Origin of the sequence: Polaribacter sp. ALD11, assembly GCF_002831685.1 — a bacterium.
GTDB lineage: Bacteria > Bacteroidota > Bacteroidia > Flavobacteriales > Flavobacteriaceae > Polaribacter.
Genome location: NZ_CP025119.1, coordinates 1,946,546 through 1,959,146, shown reverse-complemented (window position 1 = coordinate 1,959,146; position 12,601 = coordinate 1,946,546). Strand labels below are relative to the sequence as shown.

At 31.0% G+C, this 12,601-nt stretch carries 10 protein-coding genes; 8 read left to right on the top strand and 2 right to left on the bottom strand.

All coding sequences use genetic code 11. The features are described 5' to 3' along the window. Positions 1 to 78: 78 nt before the first annotated feature. The gene (gene proS, locus CW731_RS08745; protein ID WP_100946359.1) at positions 79 to 1,557 is read right to left on the bottom strand and encodes a proline--tRNA ligase; all 1,479 of its coding nucleotides are present in this window, start codon (positions 1,555 to 1,557) and stop codon (positions 79 to 81) included. 179 nt (positions 1,558 to 1,736) lie between these two features. Between proS and CW731_RS08740 the strand changes: the two genes are divergently transcribed. The 5 genes from CW731_RS08740 (at position 1,737) to CW731_RS08720 (ending at position 6,794) form a co-directional block, all read left to right on the top strand. Then, a complete protein-coding gene (locus CW731_RS08740; RefSeq protein ID WP_100946358.1) occupies positions 1,737 to 2,864 on the top strand; it encodes a hypothetical protein in 1,128 nt (375 codons plus the stop codon). Between the two features lie 29 nt (positions 2,865 to 2,893). Next, on the top strand, positions 2,894 to 4,276 hold the full coding sequence (locus CW731_RS08735; protein WP_100946357.1) for an OmpP1/FadL family transporter: 1,383 nt from the start codon (positions 2,894 to 2,896) through the stop codon (positions 4,274 to 4,276). A gap of 140 nt (positions 4,277 to 4,416) precedes the next feature. Then, complete coding sequence (locus CW731_RS08730; protein ID WP_100946356.1) at positions 4,417 to 5,322, top strand: NifU family protein; 906 nt, start codon at positions 4,417 to 4,419, stop codon at positions 5,320 to 5,322. A 3-nt stretch (positions 5,323 to 5,325) separates the two neighbouring features. Next, positions 5,326 to 6,057, top strand: a complete 732-nt coding sequence (gene ubiE / locus CW731_RS08725) for a bifunctional demethylmenaquinone methyltransferase/2-methoxy-6-polyprenyl-1,4-benzoquinol methylase UbiE (protein ID WP_100946355.1) — start codon at positions 5,326 to 5,328, stop codon at positions 6,055 to 6,057. A 2-nt stretch (positions 6,058 to 6,059) separates the two neighbouring features. Next, positions 6,060 to 6,794, top strand: coding sequence for a porin family protein (locus CW731_RS08720; protein WP_198519799.1), 735 nt, complete (start codon positions 6,060 to 6,062; stop codon positions 6,792 to 6,794). Positions 6,795 to 6,981: 187 nt separating this feature from the next. On the opposite strand, the gene CW731_RS08715 is transcribed toward CW731_RS08720, so the two are convergent. Beyond that, positions 6,982 to 7,713, bottom strand: a complete 732-nt coding sequence (locus CW731_RS08715; protein WP_100946353.1) for an RNA methyltransferase — start codon at positions 7,711 to 7,713, stop codon at positions 6,982 to 6,984. Positions 7,714 to 7,782: 69 nt separating this feature from the next. Between CW731_RS08715 and CW731_RS08710 the strand changes: the two genes are divergently transcribed. From CW731_RS08710 to accD, 3 genes are all read left to right on the top strand, one after another. Beyond that, the gene (locus tag CW731_RS08710) at positions 7,783 to 10,287 is read left to right on the top strand and encodes a BamA/TamA family outer membrane protein (protein WP_100947664.1); all 2,505 of its coding nucleotides are present in this window, start codon (positions 7,783 to 7,785) and stop codon (positions 10,285 to 10,287) included. A 116-nt stretch (positions 10,288 to 10,403) separates the two neighbouring features. Then, complete coding sequence (fbaA, locus tag CW731_RS08705; protein ID WP_100947663.1) at positions 10,404 to 11,471, top strand: class II fructose-bisphosphate aldolase; 1,068 nt, start codon at positions 10,404 to 10,406, stop codon at positions 11,469 to 11,471. Between the two features lie 199 nt (positions 11,472 to 11,670). Continuing rightward, positions 11,671 to 12,543, top strand: coding sequence for an acetyl-CoA carboxylase, carboxyltransferase subunit beta (gene accD, locus CW731_RS08700; RefSeq protein WP_100946352.1), 873 nt, complete (start codon positions 11,671 to 11,673; stop codon positions 12,541 to 12,543). Positions 12,544 to 12,601: the final 58 nt, after the last annotated feature.

Genomic DNA, 12,601 nt, shown 5'->3' with positions numbered 1-12,601 from the left:
CTGATTGCGGGTGCAAATATACAACGTTTTTTGACTTGTGCAATTGTTTTTCAAAAAAAAATGCATTTTTTTTTAAATTTAATATGCTTTTGCAAAAAGCACCCTTTTATAAGACGGTTTTCCACTAAAAACACACGTCCCAATTTCTTCTTTAGCGTCATTAGGAATGCATCTAATGGTAGCTTTGGTTATTTCTTTGATCTTATCTTCCGTTTCCTCTGTTCCGTCCCAGTGAGCAGAAACAAAACCACCCTTATTTTTTATTGTAGCTTTAAAATCTTCAAAATTATCGACTGAAGTTGTGTGTTCACTTCTAAAGTCTATTGCTTTCTTAAATAAATTCTCTTGAATTTCTTCTAAAAGGTTACTTACAAAATCTACAACGTCGGTTTGAGCAACAGTTTGTTTTTCAAAAGTATCTCTTCTTGCGACTTCTACAGTACCATTTTCTAAATCTCTCTTTCCAATAGCAATTCTTACAGGAACCCCTTTTAATTCATATTCAGCAAATTTTGCTCCTGGTCTATAGGTGTCTCTGTCATCAAATTTTACAGAAACGCCTCTTTTACGCAATTCTTTTACAAATACAGCTACTTTCTCTGAAATAGCTTCCAATTGCTCTTCACCTTTATATATCGGCACAATTACAACTTGAATGGGTGCTAGTTTAGGAGGAAGAACTAAACCACTATCATCTGAGTGTGTCATTATCAAGCCACCAATCAAACGTGTAGAAACTCCCCAAGAGGTTGCCCAAACATATTCTTGTTTTCCTTCTTTAGAAGTAAATTTAACATCAAATGCTTTTGCAAAATTCTGACCTAAAAAATGACTTGTACCAGCTTGTAGAGCTTTTCCATCTTGCATTAGAGCTTCAATAGTTAAGGTGTCTTCTGCACCAGCAAAACGTTCGCTATCAGATTTAGATCCTTTTACAACAGGCATTGCCATGAATTCTTCAGCAAAAACAGAATACACATCTTGCATTTGTTTTGCTTCTGTTATAGCTTCTGCTTTTGTTGCATGTGCTGTATGGCCTTCTTGCCATAAAAACTCTGCAGTTCTTAGAAATAAACGTGTTCGCATTTCCCAACGTACAACATTTGCCCATTGGTTTATTAGTAACGGTAAATCTCTGTAAGATTGAATCCAACCTTTATAGGTGCTCCAAATAATTGCTTCCGAAGTAGGACGAACTACTAATTCCTCCTCTAATTTAGCATCAGGATCTACTCTTAATTTCCCGGGATTATCAGGGTCGTTTTGTAGTCTATAATGCGTAACTACTGCACATTCTTTAGCAAAACCTTCTGCATTTTTTTCTTCAGCTTCAAATAAACTTTTAGGAACAAACAGCGGGAAATAGGCATTCTCATGTCCTGTTTCTTTAAACATTCTATCTAATTCTGCTTGCATTTTTTCCCAAATAGCAAAACCGTATGGTTTTATAACCATACAACCTCTTACGGCAGAGTTTTCTGCTAAATCTGCTTTAACAACTAACTCGTTATACCATTTAGAATAATCGTCTGCTCTTTTTGTTAAATGTTTACTCATATGTTATAAGTTTGGCACAAATATTGTTACCTTTAAAGTGAAATTTATGTTAAAAGAATGTTTTGTATTTATAAAAACAATACAAAATTACTATAAAAAGGTTAGAGACCAAGTAAAGTTTAGATTTTTTTACGTAACAATTTTTTATCAAAATTAATGTTTACTAAAAAACAAGTCTTATGAAACTATCATATAAAAAACGCAACATAAACCAATTCATCTTATTTATTACAGCGAATTTACTTTTAGCTTCTTGTGGTACTTACCAAAGTACTTATAATGATGATGGTATTTATGGTAACGATACTAATAATCAAAGAGAAAGAAAAGTTGTTGTTGTAGATGAAGCAGGATATGAAAATTACAACAATAACTATTTTACAAACGAATTAGAACGTCTTGATAATTTAAATGATGGAGATGTTTTTACAGATGTAGATTCTTACAATTCTCCTGATGATTCTTATACAGAAGATAATTTAAATTATAATACTAATGCTTCTTGGGGAAGCAATTCTAATAATGATGTTGTTGTAAATATAAACTTAATAAATGATCCTTATTGGAATAATTTTGGACCTGCTTATAATAACTGGGGGTATGATTCTTATGGTTACAACAATTGGAGCTACAGAAATAGATGGGGGTATAATAATTGGGGATACAATCCTTATTGGCACCCATATCATAATAACTATGCTTGGGGATGGAATAATGGTTTGTACAATCCCTATTACGGTTATAGGGCGCCATATAGATATAACAACTATAGTAACAGGTATTACAGAAACACCAATTACGGAAGAAGAACAACGTACAATAATACGTACAGACGAAGTAATGTAAACTCAAGAAATTCTTCAACTACTTCAAGAAGAAGAACTACCAATACAAGGCCAAGTTCTTCTACAACTAGAAGAAGAAGTGCTACAACTACAACGCCTACAAGAAGAGCTACATCTACAACAAGGAGAAGTTCTTCTAATACTTCTAGAAGTTCTAATAATACAAGACGAAGTTCATCAACAAGAAGTTCATCAACAAGAAGAAGTAGTGGTTCATCTAGTACAAGACGAGGTTCATCATCATCTAGAAGGGGGAATAATGTAAGTAGTGTAAATAGAAATTCAAATTCTTCGAGAACGAGAAGTTCTGCTACCACAAGTACACCTAGAAGAAGTTCTTCGAATACTTCAAGAAGTACAAATATACCTTCGAGAACAAGATCTGCTTCTAGAAGTACAGCTTCAACAAGAAGTAGTTCTAATAGAGGTTCATCTTCTTCATCTAGAAGAAGAAATAATTAAGGTTTTATAAAATTAGAAAAGATATTAATATGAAAAAATATGTAACATTAGCGGTATTGTTCGCAGTAACACTAACATCCTATTCTCAATCTTTAGGATACCAAGATTTAGCATTGTTGTTTTCTCAAGATGATGCTAACGGAACTGCCAGATTTACCTCTATGAGTGGTGCGTTTGGTGCTCTAGGTGGAGATGTTTCTGTAATGAATATAAACCCCGCAGGTTTAGCAGTGTATAATAATAGTTCTTTTGCGGGTTCTCTTAGTTCTAGAAACACAGAGATAATGTCTAATTATTATGGTACCTCTAGAAACAATCAAGATAATTTTTTTAATTTATCTCAAGCAGGTGCTGTTCTAGTTTTTGACAGCGCTTATAAATCTGATTGGAATAAATTTGCCATCGGTTTTAATTATAGAATAAAGAAAGATTTTACAAATAGTTTCGATGTTAGAGGAAATAGCGGAATTGCAACGTTTAGAGATTTTCCTTTAGATAATAATACACCAACTAAAAGCTATGACATCGCAGAAGAACAACGTTTTTTTAACAACTATGCGGGAGAAATAAGTGAAATGAATATTGCGTTCTCTTCAGTTCATAAAGACAAATTATATTTAGGTGTTGGTTTCAATTTTTACGATTTAAGTTTTACACAGCGTTCAAGTTTAATAGAATTGAATAAGGACTCAGATGGAAACACATTAGATGCAAACCTGTATCAAGAAAACTTTACATCTGGGGCAGGTGTTTCTATAAACCTAGGTTTTATTTATAAAGCTCATCAAAATTTTAGACTTGGGCTGTCTTACCAAACACCAACTTGGTTTACAGAATTATTAGAGGAATCTAATATTGTAGATAATGACGGCTTTAAAGGAGATACTGAGATTAAAGTTAGTAACAATACAACTATTTATAATAATACGTCTAATGGAAATTTTCCATCGCAAAGCTTTATATATAGATTTAAAACACCAAGTAAATTAACATTAAGTACCGCCTTTATTTTTGGTAAAAATGGTTTGTTGAGTATTGATTATATCAACAAAAATTATAAAAACATGAAATTATCTAACGCAGATTTTTCAAATGAAAACAATTTTTTTCAAGATGAATTAAGAAACACACATTCGTTAAATATAGGTTCAGAATGGCGTTTCGATCGATTTAGCATAAGAGGTGGTTATAAGTTTGAACAAAGTCCGGATAAGTTAGCATTAGATTCAGATAATTTAGAAGGCTATTCTATTGGTGGAGGTTATGATTTTGGAAACTTTAAGTTAGATTTTGGGTACAGTGATAATAATAAAACGGCACCTTATAATTTTTATCCTGGTTTTAATGTAAACTCAGCGAATTTAACAATAGACAATAAAGTTTTTACAGCTACAGCGACCATAAATTTGTAGATTACATATACTTATAAAGCAAGACTCTGTTTGATTTGGCATTAAAAATGTCATTTCTAGCGGAGTCTTAAAGTTTTTATCTCTTTAAAATAATCTTATCTATCTTTTTTCCCTTAATTTTGCAATTCAATTTTTAGAACATGTCAGATACTAAAATTACCATACAAGAAACTACAAATAATACCATTATTAAATATAATAGTAACACTATTTTAATTAATGGAGGTAGTTATGAGTTTAACAATATAGATGAAGCTAAAAACTCTCCTTTAGCGCAAGAATTATTTTATTTACCATTTGTAAAAAAGGTATTTATTACTGCAAACTTTATAGCGATTCAGCGTTTTGATATTCTAGAATGGATCGACGTTCAGGAAGAAGTAAAAGAGCAGATAGAAGCGTATTTAAATGATGGAAATGTTGTTGTAAACGAACAAAAAACATCAAAAAAAGAAGCTATTGAAGTGTATGCAGAAGTAACACCAAACCCAGCAGTAATGAAGTTTGGCACAAACAAAGCATTAACACAAACAGATGTTGAGTTTAAAAATATAGATGAAGCAAACGCATCATCGCCTTTAGCACAAGCAATCTTTAATTTTCCATTTGTAAAAGAAGTTTTTATTTCTGATAATTACATTTCGATTACCAAATACGATATGGTAGAATGGGGAGATGTGTACGGAGAAGTTAGAACTTTTATTAGAGAGTATTTAGCAGATGGTAAAACAATTATAAAAGAACTACCAAAAGAAGAAACTGCTGCCGCAGACAATGAAATGGAAACACCAGTAGTAGCTTTAGAAGGAATTGCTGCTCAGATTGTAGATATTTTAGATGAATACATTAAACCTGCAGTTGCTGGAGATGGTGGTAATATTGCTTTTCGTTCTTATGACGAAGAGAATAAGGTAGTTAGTGTAATTTTACAAGGTGCATGTAGTGGTTGCCCTTCTTCTACAGCAACTTTAAAAAATGGAATAGAGAATTTATTAAAAGAAATGCTTCCAAATCAGATTAATGAGGTGGTTGCAATAAATGGGTAAAAAATGTCAGCAGAAAAAATAAATCCATATAAAGATTCTAATTTAGGTAAGAAAGAACAAGTAGCAGAGATGTTCGATAACATTTCTGGGAATTATGACGGATTAAACCGTGTAATTTCTTTAGGAATCGATATGAAATGGCGTAAAAAAGTAGTTGAAATTATAGGAAAGAATAATCCGAAGCAAATTTTAGATATAGCAACAGGAACAGGGGATTTAGCTTTAATGATGGCTGCTTTAAAACCAGATAGAATTGTAGGTTTAGATATTTCTGCAGGAATGTTAGACGTTGGAAAACAGAAAATTGCCAAAGCAAATCTTTCTGATAAAATAGAAATGATTGTTGGCGATTCTGAAGATATGCCTTTCGAAGATGATACTTTTGATGCAATTACAGTGTCTTTCGGTGTGCGTAACTTTGCTAATTTAGATAAAGGAATTAAAGAAATTGCCAGAGTTTTAAAACCAACAGGAGTTTTGGTTATTTTAGAAACCTCTAACCCCGTGAAATTCCCTTTTAAACAAGGGTATAAATTATACACAAATTTATTTTTACCAATTGTAGGTAAATTATTTTCTAAAGACAAAGTTGCTTATTCATATTTATCTGAATCTGCAAATTCTTTTCCTTTCGGAGAAGCGTTCAACAATATTTTACAAAAAAATGGGTTTACCAATACAGAACACAAACCTGTAACTTTTGGAGTTGCAACAATTTATACTGCACGTAAATAATTATGAGTAAAAGAATCTTAATTTTTGGTTTTTTCCTATGGTCTTCAATCGCTTTTTTTGCACAAAGAGAACGTGTAGAATATTTACCAACGTTTGATAGGAAACTGTTGCATTATGGTTTTTATTTAGGATTAAATCAGAATGATTTTAAATTAAATTTTACAGATAAACAAATACCTATTCCCGGTTCGCCAGGGATGTTTTACGCTAAACCTAATGTTACCGTAGAAGCAACAACAGGTTTTAATGTAGGTCTAATAGCAGATTTACGATTGCATAAAAATTTAAATTTACGTTTAGAACCAGGTTTAGTTAGTAATTCTAAAAGAATAATATTTAATCATTTAAAGAATAGCACTAATCAAGACAGTATTAGAGAAGTTGGGTCTACGTATTTGCATGTTCCTTTGGTGTTTAAATTTAGTACAGACAGGTATAAAAATATTCGTCCGTATTTATTAGGAGGAATATCCTACGATTACAATTTTTCTAGTAATGAGGGTAATCAAGAAGATAATTCTGCCAGTCAATTTAGAATGAAAACCCACAACTTTATGTATGAAGTTGGTGTTGGTGTAGATTTCTATTTGTATTATTTTAAGTTTTCTCCATCGATTCGCGGAGTTTTTGCCATGAATAATGAGATTAAATACGACGATGATCCAAATAGTAGATGGACAGCACCTGTAAACTTTATGGGAACTCGTGGTGTTTTCTTGAATTTTGCTTTTGAGTAAATAAGTTTTAATATTTCACAGAGTTACAAAAAGTTTTTCGCATAGATTCTTAGAGGAAAAATAATGTAATCTAGATCTTTATGTTTGTTGATACAACATAGACCTCACAGGTTTTTAAACCGGTGAGGTCTTTTTAGGTTTACTATACTACGGTACAAACAAGCTTACAGAAAATAGCAACAGCTTACTAAGCATCTCTTTTAAATTCACTCAATAAAATAGCAGTTGCAGTAGCAACATTTAAGCTTTCCGTTTCTTGCGTTTCCCCAAATCTAGGAATCGATATTTTATGCTGAATTATTTTTTTAATTTCTTCGGAAACTCCATTTGCTTCATTTCCCATAATTAGAATCCCTTCCTTTGGTAAATCGGTTTTATATACATTTGCACCATCCATGTCTGCAATAAAGGTAGATAAATTACTTTGCGATAAATAGTCCTTCAAATCAGTATAGTGAATTGAAATTCGAGTTAAAGAGCCCATAGAAGCTTGTACAACTTTCTGGTTGTAACAATCTACTGTATCTTTAGAGCAAATTAGTTGAGATACGCCAAACCAATCACATAACCGAATAATGGTTCCTAAATTTCCAGGGTCGTTAATTGCGTCTAAGACAATAATTAAACCAGCATCTTGAAGTTGTTTTTCTTCAGGTATTTTAAAAATTCCTAAAACTTTGTTGGGAGATTTTAAAGTGCTAATTTTCTTTAGTTCAGTTTCAGAAATTCGTGTAACTTTATCTTTAGAAATAATAGTTTCAAAATCATCTGTACAAAAAAGTGTTTCAACTTCAAAAGTTGAATGTAGCAATTCATTTATCACTTTTATTCCTTCAGCAACAAATAAATTATGCTTTTGTCTATACTTTTTTTGCGATAAACTTGTTATTAACTTTAGTTGATTTTTTGAGATGCTCATTAATTGTTTCTAATTGGAAATAAACCGTTGAAAAATACTATTTTTGATATTAAATGTATTGCTAAAGTAATGAAAAAACTTTCTTTTTGCTTTTTACTTATTTTATTTTTTGCCGCTTGTAATTCTACAAAACATGTTGCCGAAAATGAGCACATGCTCACGCAAAATTATATTTTTATAGATAGCGTTAGAGATAAGAGTGCAGCGTTAGAAAAATACATTCTTCAAAAACCAAATCCTAAACTGTTAGGAGCGCCTATAGGGTTGTATTTTCATAATTTAGGAAATCATAATAAGCCAAAAACAGCATTAAAATGGGGCGAAAAGCATCCGAAGAAATATAAAATTATTAAAAATATTTTTTCAGAAAAACAAAGTATCGCCTATGCAAATTCATTTATTAAATTAAATAATTGGTTTTTAAGTTATAATGCTCCTGTAATAATAAGTGAAAATAAAGTAAAAAGAACAGAAGATAATTTATGGTCTTATTACAAAACACAGGGTTATTTCGAATCTCAAATTAATTCTAAAATTATTAGAGATTCTATTCATAAAAAAGCAGTAGCAGAATATCGCATAATAAAAGGTAAACCAACTTTATTAGATACAATTAAACTAAAAATTGAATCGCGTGTTTTAGATTCTATCTATAAAGATTCTGGTATGCGTTCTTTATTAAAAAGTGGAGATCAATATAACGACAAAACTTTTAGAAAGGAAGCCAGCAATGTTGTTAAACTCTTTAAAAATAGTGGTATTTACTATTTTTCTGAATCTGCTTTAGGTTTTTATGTAGATTCCACAAGAACAGATTATAAAACAAATGTAGAGTTTTTAATTGCTAAAGACCGTTTTAAAGATGACAATGGTGTTTATGTAAAGAAAGATTATAAAGTACACAGAATTAAAGAAATTAATGTTTTTACAGATTACTCGCACATTAATAAGAACGATGTATATAATGACTCTGTTTCCTATAGAGGAATAAACTTTCTAGCTCATAAAAAATTAAAGTACAATCCGAAATATTTAGCGCAATCTATCTTTTTTAGTTCTGGAGATGTTTACAAAGACACCTTAAGGAACCTGACAAGAAATCATTTAAAGTCACTTAATAATTTTAAATCAACAAACATTACGTTTACACCAATTAAAGGTTCAGAGAATGAGTTGAAAATGGATTTATTCTTAGCTCCTAAAGAAAAATATACATTAGGTTTTGAAACAGAATTAACACACTCTAATATTAGAAATATAGGTTCTTCAGCTAAATTTTCTCTTACGAATAGAAATGCATTTAGAGGAGCGGAATTATTAAAGTTTTCTTTTTTAGGGTCTTATTTTAATGCAAAGAATGGTCCTGGTTGGGAAATTGGTGCAGATGCTTCTTTAGAGTTTCCAAGGCTTATCGCTCCATTTGGCTTAAGTAGATTAGTACCAAAAAGAATGTCGCCAAGAACGCTCTTTTCTTTGGGTTCTAGTTTTCAAAAAAATATTGGTTTAGATAGACAAACGTTTACACTTTTATCAGACTATAAATGGCAATATAATAACAAAAAAACCATTCAATTAGAGGTTTTTAATACACAATATATTCAGAATTTGAATATAAACAGGTTTTTTGATATTTATAGTTCTGAGTTTACCAATCTAAACACGGTCGCAAAAATTTATGATAGTGCAAATGGTACCTCATATTCCCCTTTATCAACAGATATAGAAAAACAGGCTTCAGAATCTTTAAGTTTTATAAAGGCAGTTGCTAGTAATCCTGGTTTTAAAGCATCTAATTCAGACGAATATAACACCGTTTTAAATATTCAGAATAGATACAATATTGTTACTTCAGATTTCCTAATTCCTACGTTGGCCTATACTTATACCTATAATAGTCAGGTAGATTTTAAAGACAATAATTTCTCTTTTTTTAAAGCAAGAATTGCTAATTCTGGAAATGTTTTAGGGTTGTTTTCTAAAGACTATAATGCGAATGGGAAGAAAACTCTTTTTAAAATTCCGTTAGCTCAATATTTTAAAACAGATTTAGAATACAAACGTTTTTGGAATGTTGGCTCAAATTCAGTTTTCGGAGTTAGAACTTTATTGGGAGCAATTTTAACGTATGACAATTCAGATATTCCTTTTACAAGAAGTTATTTTGCTGGTGGTTCGAATGATATTAGAGCGTGGCAAACGTATGAATTAGGTCCTGGAAGCAGAAATAGTGGTTTAGAATTTAATGTTGGTAGTTTTAAATTTTTAACAAGTGCAGAATATCGGTTTGACTTATTAAATAGCTTAAAAGGAGCTTTGTTTGTAGATGCTGGTAATATTTGGGACATTTCTGGTTCTGAATTTGTAGATGAAGATTCGAAATTTAAAGACTTATCATCATTAAAAGACATTGCTATTGGTTCTGGATTAGGGGTAAGGTACGATTTAAATTTTTTTGTATTAAGACTTGATGTTGGTTTTAAAACCTATGAACCGTACTTAGAAGGAGGTAAATGGTTTAAAAACTACAATTTTGCAAGTGCGGTATATAATGTAGGAATCAATTATCCTTTCTAACGAAATTAGCTAAAAGTCTATAACGTTTTCGTTATTTTATGCTTTCTTCAAACAAAAAAACACCTATTTTTAGTATTTTTGATGAAATTAAGAATCAACAAATTAAAATATATAACATGAGTCACAACATAAAACCTGGAGTTGCAACAGGAAAAGAAGTTCAAGAAATTTTTAAACTTGCAAAAGAAAAAGGATTTGCATTACCAGCTGTAAATGTTGTTGGTTCTAACACAATTAATGCTGTTTTAGAAACTGCAAAAGATTTAAATGCGCCGGTTATTATTCAGTTCTCAAACGGTGGGGCTCAATTTAACGCAGGTAAAGGTTTGTCTAATGAAGGTGAGAAAGCAGCAATTGCTGGTGGTATAGCTGGTGCAAAACATATTCATGAATTAGCTGTTGCTTACGGTGTTCCTGTAATATTACACACAGACCACGCAGCAAAAAAATTATTACCTTGGATAGATGGTTTGTTAGATGCTTCTGAAAAGCATTTCGAAGAAACAGGAAAGCCTTTGTACAGTTCTCACATGATAGATTTATCTGAAGAGCCATTAGAAGAAAATATAGAAATCTGTAAAACGTATTTAGCTCGTATGAGTAAAATGGGTATGACTTTAGAGATTGAATTAGGTATTACAGGTGGTGAAGAAGATGGTGTAGATAATTCGGATGTAGATGCATCAAAATTATACACACAACCAGAAGAAGTTGCCTATGCTTACGAAGAGTTATTAAAAGTTTCTCCTCAGTTTACAATTGCTGCAGCATTTGGTAACGTTCATGGTGTTTACAAACCAGGAAATGTAAAATTAACTCCAAAAATTTTAAAGAATTCTCAAGAATATATTTCAAAAAAATATAACGTAGCACACAATCATATCGATTTTGTATTTCACGGGGGGTCTGGCTCTACAGTAGAAGAAATTAGAGAAGCTATTGGTTACGGAGTTATAAAAATGAATATTGATACTGATTTGCAGTTTGCTTTTACAGAAGGAATTAGAGATTACATGCAGGGTAAAGCAGCTTATTTAGCAACTCAAATTGGTAATCCTGAAGGAGTAGAGCAGCCAAATAAAAAGTATTATGACCCGAGAAAATGGTTGCGTGAAGGAGAAGTAACTTTCATAAACCGTTTAAAACAAGCGTTTCAAGACTTAAATAACATAGATACTTTATAATCTATTCTTTATAATAACTTAAAAAAGCATTTTGAAATTTTTCAAGATGCTTTTTTTTGTTTAAAAAAATATTTTTTTCAAGTGAATAATCATTTGAAGAAGAAAGTAGAATTAGAAAAAATCTTTTACATTTGTAATTCATATTTTATTTCTAAATAGTTTTTATTTTAGAAGTATTAAATTAAAACAAACGCATAACATGGCTTGGTTTAAAAGAACAGATAAAGGAATTCAAACTTCTACGGAAGATAAAAAAGACACTCCTAAAGGCTTGTGGTACAAGACTCCTAGTGGAAAAGTTATAGATACAGAAGAATTAAAGAGAAACCTATATGTAAGTCCAGAAGATGGTTATCATGTAAGAATAGGAAGTAAAGAATATTTCGAGTTATTTTTTGATGATAATAAATTTAAAGAATTAAATGAAAGTCTTACCTCTAAAGATCCTTTAAAATTCGAGGACACTAAAAAATATCCAGACAGATTAAAGGCTGCACAGGAAAAAACAAAATTGAATGATGCTGTTAGAACTGCAGTAGGAAAGTCTTTAGGGAAAGACATTGTAATTGCTGCAATGGATTTTGCTTTTATTGGAGGTTCTATGGGTTCTGTAGTTGGAGAGAAAATTGCAAGAGCAATCGATTATTCAATAAAAAATAAGATTCCGTTTCTAATGGTATCTAAATCTGGTGGTGCAAGAATGATGGAAGCATCACTTTCTTTAATGCAATTAGTAAAAACATCATCTAAACTGGCTCAATTAGCAGGTGCTAAAATACCTTATATTTCTTTATGTACAGATCCAACAACTGGTGGTACAACAGCTTCTTATGCAATGTTAGGTGATATTAATATCGCAGAGCCAAACGCATTAATAGCTTTTGCAGGACCAAGAGTTGTAAGAGATACAACAGGTAAAGATTTACCAGAAGGTTTTCAGAAATCTGAATTTGTTTTAGAACACGGTTTCTTAGACGCTATTTATGAGCGTAAAGAATTAAAAAAACAAATAAACTTATACATAGATTTAATACAGAATCTTCCTATTAGAAAAGAAGAAGTAGTTGCATAATAATCTATTTTACACAGAAAAAAGCCAGCTTACGCTGGCTTTTTTAGTTTTATAAAGA